This is a genomic window from Streptomyces sp. NPDC046303, from assembly GCF_055588085.1.
Map to the genome: position 1 here is coordinate 91,794 of NZ_JBVJFA010000018.1, position 18,672 is coordinate 110,465.

The window sequence follows — 18,672 nt, forward strand, 5'->3', positions numbered from 1 at the left end:
TCTGCGTGCCCACCGCCGCACCTGGCGAGGCGCCCCACCCGAGGAGGCCGAATACCGGCCACCGGCCCCTAGGCCCCGGGCCGCCCTTCCACCGGCCAGACCAGGACCTCATGGCCATCCGGGTCGATCACCCGCAGGGACCCGAGGATGTCGCGGGGGCCCCGGGGGGTGACCGGCACGTTGTACTTCTCCACCATCGCCGTGATGCGCGCCGGGTCCGAGGTCTGCACGGTGAACTGCAACGGTCCCGCCGTCGGAGTGTCCAGGGGGCCCGACATCTCCAACAGGGCCAGCCACGGCGTCACATAGAGCACCGACCCTCTGTCCTGCACTGGAAGACCGAGCACCTCGCCGTAGAACTTCCGGGTCTCCGCGAGGCTGCGTACGTGGATGGCCATACGGGTCACCGTCGCGGCAGTCGCGCCGGGCGGCTCCTGACGTGCGGGGGCCGGAGCCTCCCCTCGCTTCACTGCGCGGTCAACGTACAGCGACTGGCCGTCGTCCAGGGTCAGTGCGAAGCGCGTGACGTCCTGGCTCTTGCTTTCCAGGCTGTAGTGCCGCACCTGCGTGACAGCGCGGCCGTCAACGAACCGCTCCGTGCTCCTGTTCTCCGCAAGCGAGCCGAGCCACTGGGCCTGTTCCACTTCCGGAAGCTCCTGCCCAGTCGCGCCCGGTGCAGGGAGCGGCTCGACCAAAGCGGCGGCGGTGCGCGAGAGACAGGCCTCGTCCTGCACCTCGCGCATGAGCGGCGCGATCCAGTCCGTGCCGTGCAGGGCGCCGAGCAGCGCGGCGGTCATCGAGGCGAGCGTGTCGGTGTCGGCACGGTCCAGGAACGCAGCCCGGAGAAGCCCCATGGTCGGGCGTACGGAGGAACGCGCGGCCAGGTAGCATGCGGCGGCCGCCGAGACGGTTCCCGCGCCGTTGCGCTTCTTGTCGAAGCAGCCGAGTGCCGCGAGCGTCTGCGCGTCGTCGGCAAGGGCAGCCCGCTCCAGTGATGCCCGTGCCATGGCGAGCAGCTCGTCCATCTCCCGAACGGTGTCGGTCCACGCCGCGTCGAACTCACCACCGGTGGCGTCCGCGAAGGCGGTCGCCCAGCCCTCGGGGAGGGCGGCGCGCGCGAGAACGGGGTCGCGCCACTGCGGCATGCCGGCCACGGCGAGCACGACGTCCCCGTACTCGCCGGCGCCCTGCTGCCGGAGCGTGTGCCGGACGGCCAGGGCGTAGACCACCGCGCCGAGCAGCGCGCGCGGATGCCCGTGGGTCAGTACCCCGTCGGCGACCACGCGCGACACGAGCCGCTCGGGCGAGGGGTCGTCCAGCGTGTGGACGGCGTGGGGAGAGATTCTCATGGCCACGCCATTGGCGCCGGCGTTGAAGTAGGCGCCAGCCTTGGTGCCCTGCCCTTGCCAAGGAGGGGTGCCGGCCTGCCAGCTGCGGCACGCGCTGAGCACGGCCCGGCCGCCACCGCGCTGGTAGAGCGGCCATGCCGGGAGCTCGACGTCGGTGAGCCGACTCAGCCAGTTGTCTCCGCGCAGACAGGCACGAGCCGTGGCGAGCAGCAGCTGGGTGTCGTCGCTGTACTCGCCCGCACCCACCGGGTCCCGGTAGCGGGCGTACTGGCCGCCAGCCCAGCGCAGCCACGGGCGGAAGGCGAGAGCGGGCGCCGTGCTGCGCGAGGCCTGGCCTCCGACGATGCCGCTGCGCTGCTCCTGTGGCCAGCCCAGGGCGTCACCAACGGCTGCCCCGAACAGCAGGCCGCGGGTGCGGTTCAACAGGTCTGCCGGCTTCTGTCCGGTCACCGGTTCTCCCCATTGTTTTGTGGCGGCATCCAAACGGACTCGGTGAGGGGAGGTCCGTGGCGCACGCGGCTGCTCAGTCGGTTCCTATCAAACAGCACCGGCTCCACGAGCCAGGTCAATGGCGGTACTTGTGCCTTGAGCACGCGTAGCCGCGCCAGCTCGTTGTTCACCGCTACATGGCTTGGCATGGCAACGGCAAGCACGTGCTTCAACTCGATGGGGCCCGGTACGAGTACCTCCGCTTGCAAGTTGGTGGCGGCCCCCTGGAGATGGCCCGCTCCGCGAGGCCAGTTGTCGCTCGTCGCGGCGAAGAGTTCCAGCAGTGCCTCCGGGCCCGGGCGCAGCCGCGCGCCGTTCTGTTTCGCGGCGTTGCACGGGGCGAAGAGCGTGCCTTCGCGCAGGGCCAGCCTCACGTCCAGGAACAGGCAGATCCAGTCCGGGTAGCTCTGGTGGTCGGGCTTCTTCCGGGCCTCCGCCAGGTAGTAGCCGTTGGGGAATTGGAAGGTGCAGCAGACCTTGTCGGGCTGGCGGTCGAACCGGTCGCGATCGGTGGGAGTGAACTGCTCAGGTGCCATCTCCGCGAGGTCCTTGCTGCTGCGGATAGCCCCGTCGCGCAGTATGTGCGGGAAGCTGCGGGCAGGGGTGAAGTGGGCGAGCCGGGTGGCCTTGCTCCGCCGCAGGGCCTCCGCCAGGGTGAGGCCGCCGGTGCGGGTCACGGCTGAACCTCCGCGTACAGGTCGGCGCCTTCGGGCAACAGGTGCGATTTCGTCCCGCTGTAGGTGATGACCAGGTCCGACTTGGCGCGGGTGATACCGACGTAGAGCAGCTTCGACTCCCGCTCGTCCGCGTCGTCCACGCCCAGGGCCTTGACCACCTCCGGGAGCGGCACGGTGTCCTCGGAGCAGAAGGGCATCAGGACCGTGTCGAACTCAAGCCCCTTCGCGGAGTGGTACGTGGTGCAGTACACCCCCGGCGCGTCCCGCCAGACGAACCGCGCGTCCTTCCTGATCCGCTGGACCGCCATACCCGCGCAGGCCTCTTGGGCATCGGCCCAGGTGCGGCCGATCACGGCCACCGTTCCCACCTGGCCCCGCTGCTTGGCGATCGACTGGATCACCGCCACCTCCTGCGCGCGGTCAGCGCACGCGACCAGCGTGGGCAGCGAGCCCTTGGAGCGGGGCGCGACCGGCGGCACGAGCTCGTCGGTCCTGCCGAAGAAGGGCATCTCGCCAAGGGCGATGGCGAATTCGGCAATTGCGGTCGAGTTGCGATAGTTGTCCTTGAACATCTCGACACGGGCCACCTTCAGGCCGCAGGCCCGCCACGACATCCCCTGCCCGTAGATCTGCTGGGCGTAGTCTCCGAAGAAGGTCACGGAGCCCTCGGGGTCAACGACCTCCGCGAGCGAGCGGATCTCCTCCGGCGAAAGGTCCTGGCCTTCGTCGATGATCACGTGCCTGTACATGCGCGGGCCGTCGTCCGCAGCCTGGTGGTCGCGGACGGAGGCAGCCAGGTCGTGCCAGTCGTACGAATGGCCCGCCGCAGCCCGCCGCAGCTGGTATTCCTCGGCGATCTCCCAGACGACCTTGCGCAGCGAGATATTGAGCGGGGTTCGGCGCCCCAAGCGGTCAACGGCCTCATAGGCCTCCCAAGTGCGCAGGCCCATCCCCGAGATCCAGATGATCTCGTCCTCGAACCATCCCGGATCCCTCTCGAAGAACTTGTGTGTCTTGTACTTCGAGGCCACCGTCTTGAGCGCGGACTGGATCAGCTCGCGGCGCTTGTCGGACTGGACGATCGCCTGTCCCTTCATCGCCCCGTGGTGATTCAGGAAGCCGCGGGCGAACAGGGCATAGGTGCGAATGTCGAGCCGGTCGGTTTCGGCGCCGAGATGCTTGAGGTAGGCGACGAGTGCGTTGTTGTAGGTCACGAGCAGCGTCTTGCCGGATCCCGCCACATCTGGATCCGACAGGTACAGCGCCCGCAGCATGGCCATCACGGTCTTGCCGGTTCCCGCTGTACCGAGAACCACGTGATGGCCGGCCGCTGGCAAGTACGCCACGTCCGACTGCCGTCCCACCGGCTCCGGAAGGCCCATCCCCACCCCTTCAGCTCTGAGGCACCGTCAGTGCCTCTGTGAAGGATGCCTGTTCTGCCCGGATGGTCCAGATGGTTTTACGCCAAGGACCCCGCCCGGGGTGGGCGGGGTCCTTGGCCAGGTGTTCTAGATGTCGCGGAAGATTTCGATCTGGGCGCCCACCGAGTTGAGGCGCTCGGCCAGTTCCTCGTAGCCGCGGTTGATGACGTAGACGTTGCGGAGCACCGAGGTGCCCTCCGCTGCCATCATCGCGAGGAGGACCACCACCGCCGGGCGCAGGGCCGGCGGGCACATCATCTCTGCCGCGCGCCAGCGGGTGGGGCCCTCGACCAGGACGCGGTGGGGGTCCAGGAGTTGGAGGCGGCCGCCGAGGCGGTTGAGGTCGGTGAGGTAGATGGCGCGGTTGTCGTAGACCCAGTCGTGGATCAGGGTCTGGCCCTGGGCCGCGGCGGCGATGGCCGCGAAGAACGGGACGTTGTCGATGTTCAGCCCGGGGAACGGCATCGGGTGGATCTTGTCGATCGGGGCCTCGAGCTTGGACGGGCGGACCGTGAGGTCGACCAGCCGGGTGCGGCCGTTGTCGGCGCTGTACTCCGCGGAGCGGTCGTGGTCCAGGCCCATCTCCTCCAGGACCGCGAGCTCGATCTCCATGAACTCGATCGGGACCCGGCGGATCGTCAGCTCCGACTCCGTGACCACCGCGGCGGCGAGCAGGCTCATCGCCTCGACCGGGTCCTCGGAGGGGGAGTAGTCCACGTCCACGTCGATGTTCGGGATGCCGTGGACGGTCAGGGTCGTGGTGCCGATGCCCTCGACCTTGACGCCCAGGGCCTCCAGGAAGAAACACAGGTCCTGGACCATGTAGTTGGAGGAGGCGTTGCGGATGACCGTGACGCCGTCGTGCCGGGCCGCGGCGAGCAGCGCGTTCTCGGTGACCGTGTCCCCGCGCTCGGTCAGCACGATCGGGCGGTCCGGCGAGACCCCGGTCGCGACCCGTGCGTGGTAGATGCCCTCGGTCGCGGTGATGTCCAGGCCGAAGCGGCGCAGGGCGATCATGTGCGGCTCGATGGTGCGGGTGCCGAGGTCGCAGCCGCCCGCGTACGGGAGGCGGAACCGGTCCATGCGGTGCAGCAGGGGTCCCAGGAACATGATGATGCTCCGGGTCCGGCGCGCCGCGTCCGCGTCGATGGCCTCCATGTCGAGGCGCGCCGGCGGGATCAGCTCCAGGTCCACGCCGTCGTTGATCCAGCGGGTGCGCACGCCGATGGAGCCCAGGACCTCGAGGAGGCGGTAGACCTCCTCGATGCGGGCGACGCGCCGCAGCACCGTGCGGCCCTTGTTGAGCAGCGAGGCGCACAGCAGTGCGACGCAGGCGTTCTTGCTCGTCTTGACGTCGATGGCACCGGACAGCCGACGGCCGCCGACGACGCGCAGGTGCATCGGGCCGGCGTAGCCGAGAGAGACGATTTCGCTGTCGAGCGCTTCGCCGATGCGGGCGATCATCTCAAGGCTGATGTTCTGGTTGCCGCGCTCGATCCGGTTCACGGCGCTCTGGCTGGTGCCGAGCGCGTCCGCGAGCTGGCTCTGTGTCCAGCCGCGGTGCTGCCGTGCGTCACGGATGAGCTTGCCGATGCGTACGAGGTAGTCGTCTGCCATGGCTGCACCGTATCTCAGATATGAGATGTTGATCGCGTGGGGTACGCCGAACGGGTGTTACCGACCGTCAGATGCCATGGTGCGGCCGGTGGTCACGTTGCGCCATTTGCAGTTGTCTGCCCCATTTGGCAGGCCTGCCGGTCAGGACCCGCCGCCGCATCCGCACGCACGGTGCCGGCCGCCGTGCACCGCCGTGTACGAGGCCGGGCGCGGCCCGGATCCCGCGCGGGCCAGGCGCGCCGCGGCCGCCCGGCCGGTCGCGGACTGCGCGTCGTGCACCACCCGCCCGCCGACCAGCGTCATCCGTACCTCCGTGCCGCTGATGTCGGCCACCGGGCAGCGCGTCACGTCCCGGTCCAATACCACCAGATCCGCCGCCTTGCCCTGCTCCACCGTGCCCGTCAGCCCCTCCTGCCGCAGCTGCCAGGCCGTGCCGGCGGTGTGCATCCGCAGGGCCGACGTACGGCTCAGGCCCTCCAGTTCCCGGTACAGCTCGCCCTCGCCCCCGGCGCCCTGCCGGTCGATCGCCGTACGGATCTGGTTCCACACCTGGAGCGCGTCCACCGGCCAGTCGGAGCCTCCCGCCAGCCGCGCCCCCGCCTTCTCCAGACTCCGCGCCGGGTACATCCAGCGGTGCCGCTCGGGCCCGATGTACGGCAGCAGTGCCTCCATCGTCCAGGTGTCCTTCGCCGCCCACTGGAGTTGCATGCAGGCCGTCACCCCCAGCTGCGCGAACCGCCGCAGATCGGCCGGGTCCACCAGTTGCAGGTGGGCGACGGCGTTGCGCGGGTCGCGCTGTCCGGTGGCCCGGCGTGCGTACGCGTACCCGTCGAGGGCCGCGCGTACCGCCCGGTCGCCCAGCCCGTGCGCGTGCATCTGCCAGCCCGCCCGGTTGAAGGCCGCGGTCAGCCCGCCGTATTCGGCCGCCGAGGTGTACAGCTCCCCGCGGTTCTGGGTGGGTTTGCCGTTTCCGTCCAGGTACGGTTCCAGCAGCGCGGCCGTCTGTGCCGGGTACTCGATCACCCCGTCCAGGAACACCTTGATCATCCCGAAGCGCAGTCCGCCGACCCCCTCGAACTCCCTCCGCAGCCCGCGCGCGTACTCCAGCGCCGCCGCCGGGTCCTTGGCCTGCCCGGCGTCCAGCCGGATCGCGGGCACGATCCGCTGCGGCAGCTTCCCGGCCTGCGACAGCGCCTGGTAGAGCTCCAGTTCGTGCCGCCCGACCAGGGCGTCCATCATCGTGGTGATCCCGGAGGCGGCGGCCAGGTCCAGTACGCGGGCGCAGGCCGCGACCAGTTCGGCCCGGGAGGGCTCGGGGACGTGCCGCGTGACCAGGCCCTGTGCGTCGTCCTTGAGCACACCCGTCGGCCGGCCGTCGGGCCCCTTCACGATCTGGCCGCCCACCGGGTCGGGGGTGGCCGCCGTGATCCCGGCGATGTCCAGCGCCCGCTGGTTGGCCCACAGGTTGTGCCCGTCACCGCCGACCAGGGCGATCGGGCGGCGGGTCGCCAGCGCGTCGAGCATCGAGTGGTGCGGGACGGTGCCGGTCGGCAGCAGCCCGACCGGATTCCAGTCCTCCACCACCAGCCAGCGGTCCGGCTCCGCCCCCGCGCCCCCGGTCCCGCTGTCGGCCAGGAACCCGGCCAGGATCTCCCGCAGTTCGGCCTCGGTGGTCTGCGCCCCCTCCAGCGAGGGCCGCAGCGAGCGGTCCCCGGCGCCCAGCGGGTGCACGTGCCCGTCGTGGATGCCGCTCATCACGGTGTTGCCGCCCGCGTCCACCACCTCGGTGTCCCGGCCCGTGAACCGGCGCAGCGCCGAGCCCTCCCCGGTGGCCAGGATCCTCCCGTCCCGCCCGACGGCCACCGCGTCGGCCGGCCGGCCGCCCGGAGCGACCCCGCTGAACACCCGCGCGTTGTGGATGACCAGGGCGGCCGGGCCGCGCCCCGCAGGCGACGCGGCCGAGGCGCTGCCGGCCGCCGCGCCGAGCAGGCCCGCGGCCCCGGCGGCCCCGGCGGCCACGAGCAGCCCCCGCCGGGACAGGGAGGAAGGAGACGGAGAAGACGGAGACGGAGAAGACGGAGACGGAGAAGAAGGCAGGGAAGGAGACGTCATGACCCATCCGATCGTCGGTGTGGCCAGGACACTCGGTGATTAACCCCGTAACCAGAACCCACCCCGAACGACGGAATCCGTACGATGGCCCGCGTGCCCGGACCGACCATCGCCGACATCGCGCGCGCCGCGGAGGTCTCCACCGCGACCGTGTCGCACGCCCTCAACGGCACCGGCCGCCTCGGCGACGGCACCCGCCGCCGGGTCCGGGAGGTGGCCGCCGCCCTCGGCTACGGCACCCACCGCGGCCCCCGCACCCGCACCCTCGGCCTCGCCGTCACCACCTACGCGGACTGGGCCTGGGACTTCGCGGGCGTGGCCTACTTCTCCCGGCTGCTCACCGCCGCCACCTCCGCCGCCCACTCCCACGGCTACGCCCTGACCAGCCTGCCCGCCGACCGCGCGGCCGAGCCCCTGTGGCACACCCTCGCGGTCGACGGGATGCTGCTGCTCGACAGCCCGGAGGGCGATCCGGTGCTCCGGGCCCTGCGGGCGCGCGGCCTGCCCGTGGTCTTCGACGGGCGGCCCGCCGACCCGCGGCCCGGCGACGTGTGGGTGGACAACGACCACGAGGCCACCACCCGCGAGGTGCTCGACCACCTGGCCGCCTCCGGGGCCCGCCGCACAGCCCTGCATTCCGCCTTCGGGCGGGAGTCCTACACGGCCGCCGTCACCGCCGCCTACACGCGCTGGTGCTCGCAGCGCGGTCAACGCCCGCTCGTGATCCCCTTCCGTCCCGAGGACGTCCAGGGCCGCGCCTTCGACCGTGCCTTCGCCGCGCCCGCGCCCGGCCGCCCCGACGCCGTCTACAGCCTCTACGATCCGGGCGGCCACCAGGTGCTGGCCGCCGCCGAGCGCCACGGAATCCGTACGCCCGGGGACCTCTTGCTGGTCTGCGCGAGTGAGGACCCGGCGTACGAGGCGCTCGAGCCCGCCGTGACCACCGTCACCCTCAACCCCGAACGGATTGCCGAGGCGGCGGTGTCCGCGCTGGTGGCGCTGGTCGAATCCGGGCATGCGGAATGGCCGGGACAGCGCACGGTCCCCGCATGCCTGCGGGTGCGTGCCTCGTCCCTGGCCCCGGACATGTACTAGAGTTATCTCGACATCGAGATATCTGCCGAAGGCGAACCGCAGCCGCCCCCGCTGGTAAGGGTTACCTAACTTAGCCTTACCTTAGCGGATTGGCCAAGGGGCGTGGCGGCAGGATGCGGTCATACGCGCGAAATTCATGCATGAAGGAGACTGTCGTGTCGGCGAACAGCTTCGACGCCCGCAGCACGCTGCAGGTGGGCGACGAGTCGTACGAGATCTTCCGGCTGGACAAGGTCGAGGGCGCCGCGCGCCTTCCCTACAGCCTGAAGGTCCTGCTGGAGAACCTGCTCCGTACCGAGGACGGCGCCAACATCACCGCCGACCACATCCGGTCGCTCGGCAACTGGGACTCGCAGGCCCAGCCCAGCGAGGAGATCCAGTTCACGCCGGCCCGCGTGATCATGCAGGACTTCACCGGCGTTCCCTGCGTCGTGGACCTCGCCACCATGCGCGAGGCCGTGAAGGCCCTCGGCGGCGACCCGGCGAAGATCAACCCGCTCTCGCCCGCCGAGATGGTCATCGACCACTCGGTCATCGCCGACAAGTTCGGCACGAAGGACGCCTTCGCGCAGAACGTCGAGCTGGAGTACGGCCGCAACAAGGAGCGCTACCAGTTCCTGCGCTGGGGCCAGACCGCCTTCGACGACTTCAAGGTCGTCCCCCCGGGCACCGGCATCGTCCACCAGGTCAACATCGAGCACCTGGCCCGCACGGTCATGGTCCGGGGCGGCCAGGCCTACCCCGACACCCTCGTCGGCACCGACTCGCACACCACCATGGTCAACGGCCTGGGCGTGCTGGGCTGGGGCGTCGGCGGCATCGAGGCCGAGGCCGCGATGCTCGGCCAGCCGGTCTCCATGCTGATCCCGCGCGTCGTGGGCTTCAAGCTGACCGGCGAGCTGCCCACCGGCACCACCGCCACCGACCTGGTGCTGACCATCACCGAGATGCTGCGCAAGCACGGTGTCGTCGGCAAGTTCGTCGAGTTCTACGGTGAGGGCGTCGCCGCGACCTCCCTCGCGAACCGCGCCACCATCGGCAACATGTCGCCGGAGTTCGGCTCCACCGCCGCGATCTTCCCGATCGACGACGAGACGCTGAAGTACCTGCGCCTGACCGGCCGCGACGCCCAGCAGGTCGCGCTCGTCGAGGCGTACGCCAAGGAGCAGGGTCTGTGGCTGGACCCGGCCGCCGAGCCGGACTTCTCCGAGAAGCTGGAGCTCGACCTCTCCACGGTCGTCCCCTCCATCGCCGGCCCGAAGCGCCCGCAGGACCGCATCGTCCTGGCCAACGCCGCCGAGCAGTTCGCGCTCGACGTGCGCAACTACGTCGAGGACGACGACGAGGCGGGCAAGGAGTCCTTCCCGGCCTCCGACGCCCCGGCCACCGTCAACGGCGTGCCGACCCGCCCGACCCTGGTCACCCTGGCCGACGGCTCCTCCTTCGAGATCGACCACGGCGCCGTCACCGTCGCCGCGATCACCTCCTGCACCAACACCTCGAACCCCTACGTCATGGTCGCCGCGGCGCTCGTGGCGAAGAAGGCGGTCGAGAAGGGCCTGTCCCGCAAGCCGTGGGTCAAGACCACCCTGGCCCCGGGCTCGAAGGTCGTCACCGACTACTTCGACAAGGCCGGCCTGACCCCGTACCTCGACAAGATGGGCTTCAACCTCGTCGGGTACGGCTGCACCACCTGCATCGGCAACTCCGGTCCGCTGGACGAGGAGATCTCGAAGGCGATCAACGAGCACGACCTCGCGGTCACCTCGGTGCTCTCCGGCAACCGCAACTTCGAGGGCCGCATCAACCCCGACGTCAAGATGAACTACCTGGCCTCCCCGCCGCTGGTCGTCGCGTACGCCATCGCGGGCTCCATGAAGGTGGACATCACCACCGAGGCCATCGGCACCGACACCGAGGGCAACCCGGTCTTCCTCAAGGACATCTGGCCCTCCGAGGCCGAGGTCAACGACGTCGTGGCGAACGCCATCGGCGAGGACATGTTCAGCAAGTCCTACCAGGACGTCTTCGCGGGCGACGCCCAGTGGCAGGCGCTGTCGATCCCCACCGGCAACACGTTCGAGTGGGACCCGCAGTCCACCTACGTCCGCAAGCCCCCCTACTTCGAGGGCATGACGATGGAGACCACCCCGGTCTCCGACATCGCCGGCGCCCGCGTGCTGGCGAAGCTGGGCGACTCGGTCACCACCGACCACATCTCCCCGGCCGGTGCGATCAAGGCCGACACCCCGGCCGGCAAGTACCTCACGGAGCACGGCGTCGAGCGCCGCGACTTCAACTCGTACGGTTCCCGCCGCGGCAACCACGAGGTCATGATCCGCGGTACGTTCGCCAACATCCGCCTGCGCAACCAGATCGCGCCGGGCACCGAGGGCGGCTTCACCCGCGACTTCACCGTCGAGGGCGCGCCCGTCTCCTTCATCTACGACGCCTCGCAGAACTACCAGGCCGCCGGCATCCCGCTGGTCATCCTGGCGGGCAAGGAGTACGGCTCCGGCTCCTCCCGCGACTGGGCGGCCAAGGGCACCGCGCTGCTCGGCGTCAAGGCCGTCATCGCCGAGTCCTACGAGCGCATCCACCGCTCCAACCTGATCGGCATGGGCGTCCTGCCCCTGCAGTTCCCCGAGGGCGCCACGGCGGCCTCCCTGGGCCTCACCGGCGAGGAGACCTTCGCCTTCACCGGTGTGGAGGAGCTGAACAACGGCACCACCCCGCGGACCGTCAAGGTCACCACCGACACGGGCGTGGAGTTCGACGCGGTCGTCCGCATCGACACGCCGGGTGAGGCGGACTACTACCGCAACGGCGGCATCATGCAGTACGTGCTCCGCAACCTGATCCGCGGCTAAGCACCACCGCGGGCCGGTCCGACGGCGCCTGAGGGCCGCATCCCCATCAAGGGGATGCGGCCCTTCCGTTCTTCTGGCGGCCGGCGCAGGTGACGGCCAGGTCTCAACTCGGAAAAGCTGGCCGCCATACGTGTGCATGATCTTGCTCACGTGAGCGGAAGTGGACTATACCTGTGCGCGTCCGGATCACCGCGCGACGAGCGGCCCGGGCCGGGGGGATGGGCGGGGACCTGCGGTGATGCCCGCATGCACGGCAACCGCCGTGCCGTCCCGGCCTCCTTCACACTTCTGACGAAGGCGAGGACATGAGCATGGGATCCACTGGTGAGGGCCTCGGGCGCCGCGATCTGATCAAGCGCTCCGCAGCACTCGGACTGATCACGGTGCCGACGATGAGCTTCCTGTCCGCCTGCGCCTCCGGCGGCGAGCAGAGCACGAAGGGCCCGGACAAGGGCGTCGTCTCCAAGGAGAACCCCTTCGGCGTCGCCAAGGGCAGCAAGCTGGACGTCGTCGTCTTCAAGGGCGGGTTCGGCGACGACTACGCCAAGGCCTGGGAGGCCGCCTTCGACAAGAAGTGGGGCACCACCAGCTCCCACCTGGGAACCCAGGAGATCACCGCCAAGCTCCAGCCGCGCTTCAACGGCGGCAACCCGCCGGACGTCGTCGACGACTCCGGCGCCCAGCAGATCAAGCTGGACGTCCTCGCCAAGGGCAACCAGCTCGCCGACCTCACCGCCGTGCTCGACGCCCCCTCCCTCGACGACCCGAGCAAGAAGGTGCGCGACACCCTGGTCGCCGGAGCCGTCGAACAGGGCATGCTGGGCGGCAAGTTCGTGACCCTGAAGTACGTGTACGCCGTCTTCGGCTTCTGGTACTCCGGCAAGCTCTTCAAGGAGAAGGGCTGGACGCCGCCGAAGACCTGGGACGAGTTCCTGGCCGTCTGCACCAAGGCCAAGGAGGCGGGCATCGGCGGCCTCGCCCACCAGGGCAAGTACCCATACTACATCAACGTGGTCATCATGGACCTGATCGCCAAGAAGGGCGGTCTGGACGCCATGAAGGCGATCGACCACCTCGAGCCGAACGCCTTCGAGGGCAACCCGGCCGCCCTCGCCGCGGTCGAGGCGGTCTACGAGGTGGTGGAGAAGGGCCTGCTGATGCCCGGCACCAACGGCCTCACCCACACGGAGTCCCAGACCGCCTGGAACCAGTACAAAGCCGCCTTCATCCCCTCCGGCTCCTGGCTGGAGAACGAGCAGCTGAAGCAGACCCCGGAGGACTTCGACATGAAGTTCCTGCCGGTGCCCCTGCTCGCTGACAGCAAGCTGCCCTTCGAGGCCATCCGGGCCGGCGTCGACGAGCCCTTCATCGTCCCCGAGAAGGCCGCCAACAAGGCCGGGGGCCTGGAGTTCCTCCGCTCGATGCTGTCTCGCGAATGGTCCACGATCTTCGCCCAGCAGGCCAACTCGCTCACCGTCGTCAAGGACGGCGTCGACCCCAGCGTCAAGCTGCGGCCGGGCACCCAGTCCGCCGTGGACGCCCTCAAGGCCGCCGGCACCCACACCTTCAGCTACCGCTACCCCGACTGGTACAGCGAAATGGACACCGAGATCCAGAACGCGTCCAATGAGCTGATGGCGCAGCGGATCCAGCCGAAGGAGTGGATCAAGCGGGCCCAGGCTGCGGTAGACAAGGCGGCCAAGGACCCGAACGCCAAGAACAACCGCCGCAGCTGACACCGCAGGGACGGACACCATGAGCCACGTAGCCCAGAGCAGGGGGAGGGCCGGTTTCATCACCGGCTTCCTCTTCGCGCCCCTCGCGCTGTACCTGACGTTCGTCATCTGGCCGTACGTGCAGACGTTCGGCTATTCCTTCACCAACTGGACGGGGCAGTCCCCGACGTTCGACTTCGTCGGCCTGGACAACTACGCGACGTTGCTGAAGGACGAGGTCTTCCGCGACGCGCTCTGGCACAACCTGCTGCTCCTGGTGTTCGTCCCGGTGATCACCATCCTGCTCGCCCTCTTCTTCGCCTTCATGGTGAACGCGGGAGGGCGCAGCGGGGCGGGCGGAGTCCAGGGCGTCGGCGGCTCGCGCTTCTACAAGGTCGTCTACTTCTTCCCGCAGGTCCTCTCCCTCGCCATCCTCGCCGTCCTGTTCGGCGCGATCTACCGCAGCGACGAGGGCGGCCTGCTCAACGGCTTCCTCATCAAGCTCGGCCTGATCTCCGCGCAACACCCCGTCGAGTGGCTCAACGAGCCCAATTTCGTGCTCTGGTGCCTGCTGTTCGTGGTCGTCTGGCACGGCGTCGGCTTCTACCTCGTGCTGTTCTCGGCGGCCATGCAGTCCGTCCCCAAGGACATCTACGAGGCCGCCCTGCTCGACGGCGCCGGGCGCGCCCAGACCTTCTTCAAGGTCACGCTGCCCCTCCTGTGGGATTCTGTGCAGACCTCCGCGGTCTACCTGGGCATCGCCGCGATGGACATGTTCGTCCTCGTGTCGACCATGACCTCGGGCCAGTTCGGCGGCGGACCCGACCACCACAGCGAGGTCATGGCGACGGTCCTGATGCGCAACTTCCTGTACTTCGGCAAGAGCGGTTACGCCTGCGCCATGGGTGTGGTCATGCTCGTCCTGACCATGATCCTCTCCGTCATCACGCTGCGTGCCACCCGCCGCGAGCGCATCGAGTTCTGAGCGGAGTTCCACGATGACTGCACAGCCCACAGTGGTCAAAGCTCCGGGCGAACGGGCCGCGGAGCGGTCCGGGAAGCCCGGCCGGGCGGGGGAGGGGGGCGGGCGCCGTTCGGAGGGCGTGGTCCTCAACGTCTTCTCGCACGGTTTCCTCGTCCTCTGGGCGATAATGATCGTGCTTCCGCTGATCTGGCTCGCGCTCGGCGCCTTCAAGACCGACGCGCAGATCGGCGGCTCGGCGCTCAGCTGGCCCGCCAACTGGCACTTCGACGCCTTCGGCCGGGCCTGGGACAAGGGCATCGGCGGCTACTTCGCCAACACCCTGATCGTGCTGGTGTTCTCGGTGCCGCTGACCATGCTGTTCGGCTCGATGGCCGCGTACGTACTGGCCCGCTACCCCTTCACGGGCAACCGGGTCGTCTACTACTTCTTCGTCAGCGGGGCGATGTTCCCCGTGTTCCTGGCGCTCGTGCCGCTGTTCTTCATGGTCAAGCGCTTCGACATGCTGAACACCTACCAGGGTCTGATCCTGGTGTACGTCGCCTACTCGATGCCGTTCACCGTCTTCTTCATGCACTCCTTCTTCCGGACGCTGCCCACGGCGATCCACGAGGCGGCGGTCATCGACGGGGCCTCCGACACCCGGATCTTCTTCCAGGTGATGCTGCCGATGGCCAAGCCCGGCCTGATCAGCGTCGGGATCTTCAATGTGCTGGGCCAGTGGAACCAGTACATCCTGCCCGCCGTGCTGATGCAGCCGCAGACGAGCGGCGAGCCCGAGCGCTACATGCTCACGCAGGGCCTCGTCCAGCTCCAGTACCAGATGGGCTACGAGACCGACCTGCCGGTGCTGTTCGCCGGAGCCACCATCGCGATCATCCCGATGCTGGCGGTCTACCTGTCCTTCCAGCGCCAGATCCAGGCCGGGCTGACCTCGGCCACCCTCAAGTAGGGACGACCGCCCAGCCGACCGCCGAGACCGAAGGATCCAGCGAGAGGTTGCCGACGGCTTCCTCGAGCGCCCTGCCCTTCTCGCCCTCGGCGGTCAGCAGTGCGGAAACGGTCACCTTGCCGGGGTCCGGCCCGTCGCGACGAACATCCCGGCCCCGGCCAGGCAGCCCACGGCCGCCGAACACCACAGGGTGCGGGGCCCCCTGGGCGGCGACGCGCGAGCCGTCGTACGGGACCTCGGAGACCTCGCCGATGAATTACAGCCAGGTGTTGAACCGGCGGATGTACCAGGTCTTCACGAGCTGGGTGAGCGTGCAGTAGGCGAGCAGCACGCCGATCAGCCATGGGAAGTAGCTCGCCGGCAGGGCGACGAAGCCCAGTGCGGAGGCCAGCGGCGAGAAGGGCAGCCAGAGCCCGGTCAGCACCGCGAGGACCGTCATCACCATCACCGGCCGGGAGGCGCGGGACTGGACGAAGGGGATCTTCCGGGTACGGATCATGTGGACGACCAGGGTCTGCGAGAGCAGGCCCTCGATGAACCAGCCGGACTGGAAGAGCGACTGGGTCGCCTCCGTGTTGGCGGCGAAGACGTTCCACATGATCAGGAACATCGAGATGTCGAAGACGGAGCTGACGGGGCCGATGGTGACCATGAAGCGGAGGATGCCCTTGGCGTCCCAGTTGCGGGGCCTGCGCAGGTATTCCTTGTCCATCCGGTCCCACGGGGTCGCCAGCTGCGCGATGTCGTAGACCAGGTTCTGCATCAGCAGCATGATCGGCAGCATCGGCTGGAAGGGGATGAAGGCGCTCGCCACCAGCACCGAGAAGACATTGCCGAAGTTCGACGACGCCGTCATCTTGATGTACTTGATCGTGTTGCCGAAGGTGGTCCGGCCCTGTTCCACGCCCTGCTCCAGGACGGTCAGGTCCTTCTCCAGCAGGATGATGTCGGCCGACTCCTTGGCGATGTCGACGGCGGTGTCGACCGAGATGCCGACGTCGGACTCGCGCAGCGCCGCCGCGTCGTTGATGCCGTCGCCGAGGAATCCGACGGTGTGTCCTTCGGCCTGCAGGGCCCGCACGATCCGCGCCTTCTGGACCGGGTTGACCTTGGCGAAGACCGTCGTACGGGCGGCCAGCGCGCGCAGCGCCGGCTCGTCGAGGCCGTCGGTCTCGGAGCCGAGCACCACGTGGCCCACGTCGATGCCGACGTCGGCGCAGACCCGGGCGGCCACCAGGTCGTTGTCGCCGGTGACGACCTTGACCGCGATGCCCTTGCCGGCCAGGCCCCGCAGGGCCCGGGCGGCGTCGGCCTTCGGCGGGTCGAGGAAGGCGAGGAAGCCGATCAGCGTCAGCCCCTCCTCGTCGGCGACCGTGTAGGCGGGGCGCGCCACGGCGATCGTGCGGGTGGCGACGGCCAGGACCCGGAGCCCCTTGCGGTTGTCGTCCTCGGCGATGCGGGTGACGTTCCGGCGCAGCCGCTCCGTCAGCTCGACCCGCTCGCCGCGGTCGGTCATGTGCGTGCAGAGGTCCAGGACCTCCTCGACCGCACCTTTGGTGATCATGACGTGGTCGCAGCGGCCGGGACCGCCCACGATCCCGTTGCGGTTGAGCACGACGGACATCCGGCGCCGGGCGAAGTCGAAGGGGATCTCGTCGACCATCGAGAACCGTGCGTCGACGACAACCTCCTCGGCCTCGCCCACGCGGTCGATGACCGCCTGGTCCATCAGGTTCTTCAGACCGGTCTGGAAGTGCGCGTTGAGGTAGGCGTACTCCAGCACCTCGTCGTCCTCGTCGCCGTGCACGTCGAGGTAGCGGTCCAGGACGATCCGGTCCTCGGTGAGGGTGCCGGTCTTGTCCGTGCAGAGCACGTCCATGGCGCCCAGGTTCTGGATGGCGTCCAGCCGCTTGACGACCACCTTGCGCTGGGACATGGCGACCGCCCCGCGCGCCAGGTTGGCGGAGACCACCATCGGGAGCATCTCGGGGGTCAGGCCGACCGCGACGGCGATACCGAAGAGGAAGGCCTGGTCCCAGTCGCCTTTGGTGAGCCCGTTGACGAGGAAGACCACCGGGACCATGACCAGCATGAAGCGGATCAGCAGGAAGCTGACCTTGCGCACGCCGTTGTCGAAGTTGGTCTGCGGGCGCTCGCCGACCAGCGAGCCGGCCATCGAGCCGAAGTAGGTGTCGGCGCCGGTGGCGACGACGACTCCGGTGGCGGTGCCCGAGGTGACCGAGGTGCCCATCAGGCACAGGTTGTCGGCCTCCACCGGGTCGGTGGCGTCTGCCCCTCGCTCCGTGGCGGAGACCCCGGGGCGCCCCTGGTCCTCGGCGCGCGTGTCGGCCTTGGCGACCGGCAGGGACTCGCCCGACAGCGCGGCCTGCCCGACCATCAGGTCCTTGGAGGTGATCAGCCGCAGGTCGGCCGGGATCAGGTCGCCGGCCGCCAGCTTGACCACGTCACCCGGGACCACCTGGTCCATGGGCACTTCGAAGGTGGTGGGCGCGGAGCCGCTGCCGGCCCGGCGCTGCACCGCGCAGGTGGTCGTCACGAGCTTCTTCAGCGCGTCGGCGGCGCGGCCCGAGCGGTACTCCTGCCAGAAGCGCAGCAGACCGCTGACGGCCACCATCACGGAGAGGATGACGACGCCCGGGTCCGCGGGGTCCTGCCAGTACATGACGGCGGCCAGGAAGACCAGGACGCCGATGAAGGGGTTCACGTACGCCTTGCCCAGCTGGACGAACCAGAGCGGGGTGCGCTCCTGGGCGACGGCGTTGCGGCCGTGCCGCTCCAGGCGCAGCGCCGCCTCGGCGTGGGTGAGGCCGTCCGGCGAGGTGTCCACGGACTGCAGGGCGTGGGTGGCCGGACGGGCGCTGAGAACGGTGAGGCGCTCGCCGACGAGGCGGGTACGGGACTCCAGCTCGGCGGCCTTGCGCTCGCGGCGGGTCCGGCCCGGCGGCGCGAGCTTCACGGGAGTGCGCGGGGTGAGCATGGTCATGACGAATACCTCCCTCCACGGCATCCGGGCAGCGCGAAGCCGCACGGTCACGCGGAGTGATCATGGGGCGGCGCACGGTGCCGCGGAGGGTCCACGGGATGCGCCGAGGGCATGGATGACGTATGCCTGACAGAAGGATCAGGACATGCGGAAAGAAAGGGGGAAGCCGGAAAAAGCGGACACACGGAGGTGCGGTGGATCACCGCGGCCGTGGGCGCTCAGGAAAGGGCCGGCTGATCGGCGGATCGGCGGATCGACGGATCAGCCCGCGAGGGCGAGAGCGCGGCAAGGACTTCGATCGGGACTCATCCCGAACACCTCCTCGCATAGCGCTGTCACGTACGGGCGCGGTCCGGCCGAGAGGCCGCAGAGGACCGGCGCCTCAGCGA

Annotated in this window: 12 protein-coding genes; 5 read left to right on the forward strand and 7 right to left on the reverse strand. The window is 69.4% G+C overall.

Going from position 1 to position 18,672, the window contains the following annotated elements; all coding sequences use genetic code 11:
• Positions 1-68: 68 nt before the first annotated feature.
• The 5 genes from ACZ6I1_RS20375 to ACZ6I1_RS20395 form a co-directional block, all read right to left on the reverse strand.
• A complete protein-coding gene (locus tag ACZ6I1_RS20375) occupies positions 69-1,799 on the reverse strand; it encodes an ADP-ribosylglycohydrolase family protein (RefSeq protein ID WP_469289045.1) in 1,731 nt (576 codons plus the stop codon).
• Positions 1,796-2,515 (reverse strand): DarT ssDNA thymidine ADP-ribosyltransferase family protein, encoded by a 720-nt coding sequence (locus ACZ6I1_RS20380; RefSeq protein ID WP_469289047.1) that lies wholly within the window; start codon positions 2,513-2,515, stop codon positions 1,796-1,798. Before ACZ6I1_RS20380 ends, ACZ6I1_RS20375 begins: the two co-directional genes overlap by 4 nt.
• Positions 2,512-3,897: a 3'-5' exonuclease gene (locus ACZ6I1_RS20385; RefSeq protein WP_469289049.1), complete on the reverse strand. Its 1,386-nt coding sequence runs from the start codon at positions 3,895-3,897 to the stop codon at positions 2,512-2,514. The genes ACZ6I1_RS20380 and ACZ6I1_RS20385 overlap by 4 nt, the downstream gene beginning before the upstream one ends.
• 126 nt (positions 3,898-4,023) lie before the next feature.
• The gene (locus ACZ6I1_RS20390) at positions 4,024-5,553 is read right to left on the reverse strand and encodes a helix-turn-helix domain-containing protein (RefSeq protein ID WP_469289051.1); all 1,530 of its coding nucleotides are present in this window, start codon (positions 5,551-5,553) and stop codon (positions 4,024-4,026) included.
• Between the two features lie 141 nt (positions 5,554-5,694).
• Positions 5,695-7,572 carry an amidohydrolase gene (locus ACZ6I1_RS20395; RefSeq protein ID WP_469289053.1) on the reverse strand — a complete coding sequence of 626 codons (1,878 nt, stop codon included), beginning with the start codon at positions 7,570-7,572 and terminating at the stop codon, positions 5,695-5,697.
• A gap of 177 nt (positions 7,573-7,749) precedes the next feature.
• Here ACZ6I1_RS20395 and ACZ6I1_RS20400 point away from each other — a divergent pair, with 177 nt between their 5' ends.
• The 5 genes from ACZ6I1_RS20400 to ACZ6I1_RS20420 all read left to right on the forward strand — a co-directional run bounded on the left by ACZ6I1_RS20400 (position 7,750) and on the right by ACZ6I1_RS20420 (position 15,279).
• The gene (locus tag ACZ6I1_RS20400) at positions 7,750-8,760 is read left to right on the forward strand and encodes a LacI family DNA-binding transcriptional regulator (RefSeq protein WP_469289055.1); all 1,011 of its coding nucleotides are present in this window, start codon (positions 7,750-7,752) and stop codon (positions 8,758-8,760) included.
• Between the two features lie 155 nt (positions 8,761-8,915).
• On the forward strand, positions 8,916-11,630 hold the full coding sequence (gene acnA, locus ACZ6I1_RS20405) for an aconitate hydratase AcnA (RefSeq protein ID WP_469289057.1): 2,715 nt from the start codon (positions 8,916-8,918) through the stop codon (positions 11,628-11,630).
• A 311-nt stretch (positions 11,631-11,941) separates the two neighbouring features.
• Positions 11,942-13,366 carry an N-acetylglucosamine/diacetylchitobiose ABC transporter substrate-binding protein gene (gene ngcE, locus ACZ6I1_RS20410; RefSeq protein WP_469289171.1) on the forward strand — a complete coding sequence of 475 codons (1,425 nt, stop codon included), beginning with the start codon at positions 11,942-11,944 and terminating at the stop codon, positions 13,364-13,366.
• 19 nt (positions 13,367-13,385) lie between these two features.
• A complete protein-coding gene (locus ACZ6I1_RS20415) occupies positions 13,386-14,330 on the forward strand; it encodes a carbohydrate ABC transporter permease (RefSeq protein WP_469289059.1) in 945 nt (314 codons plus the stop codon).
• A gap of 13 nt (positions 14,331-14,343) precedes the next feature.
• Entirely contained in the window at positions 14,344-15,279 is a 936-nt protein-coding gene (locus ACZ6I1_RS20420; protein ID WP_469289061.1) for a carbohydrate ABC transporter permease, read from the forward strand.
• Here the strand turns inward: ACZ6I1_RS20420 and ACZ6I1_RS20425 are convergent.
• Positions 15,272-15,394 carry a hypothetical protein gene (locus ACZ6I1_RS20425; protein WP_469289063.1) on the reverse strand — a complete coding sequence of 41 codons (123 nt, stop codon included), beginning with the start codon at positions 15,392-15,394 and terminating at the stop codon, positions 15,272-15,274. The two genes, ACZ6I1_RS20420 and ACZ6I1_RS20425, sit on opposite strands and share 8 nt — an antisense overlap.
• Before the next feature lie 141 nt (positions 15,395-15,535).
• Positions 15,536-18,283, reverse strand: a complete 2,748-nt coding sequence (gene mgtA / locus ACZ6I1_RS20430) for a magnesium-translocating P-type ATPase (RefSeq protein ID WP_469289065.1) — start codon at positions 18,281-18,283, stop codon at positions 15,536-15,538.
• Positions 18,284-18,672 lie beyond the last annotated feature (389 nt).

Excerpts from the sequence above, each read along its gene's own strand:
- ACZ6I1_RS20385 (WP_469289049.1), bottom strand. The coding sequence starts at position 3,897 with ATGGGCCTTCCGGAGCCGGTGGGACGGCAGTCGGACGTGGCGTACTTG.
- ACZ6I1_RS20390 (WP_469289051.1), bottom strand. The coding sequence starts at position 5,553 with ATGGCAGACGACTACCTCGTACGCATCGGCAAGCTCATCCGTGACGCA.
- ACZ6I1_RS20400 (WP_469289055.1), top strand. The coding sequence starts at position 7,750 with ATGGCCCGCGTGCCCGGACCGACCATCGCCGACATCGCGCGCGCCGCG.
- ngcE (WP_469289171.1), top strand. The coding sequence starts at position 11,942 with ATGGGATCCACTGGTGAGGGCCTCGGGCGCCGCGATCTGATCAAGCGC.
- ACZ6I1_RS20415 (WP_469289059.1), top strand. The coding sequence starts at position 13,386 with ATGAGCCACGTAGCCCAGAGCAGGGGGAGGGCCGGTTTCATCACCGGC.
- ACZ6I1_RS20420 (WP_469289061.1), top strand. The coding sequence starts at position 14,344 with ATGACTGCACAGCCCACAGTGGTCAAAGCTCCGGGCGAACGGGCCGCG.
- mgtA (WP_469289065.1), bottom strand. The coding sequence starts at position 18,283 with ATGACCATGCTCACCCCGCGCACTCCCGTGAAGCTCGCGCCGCCGGGC.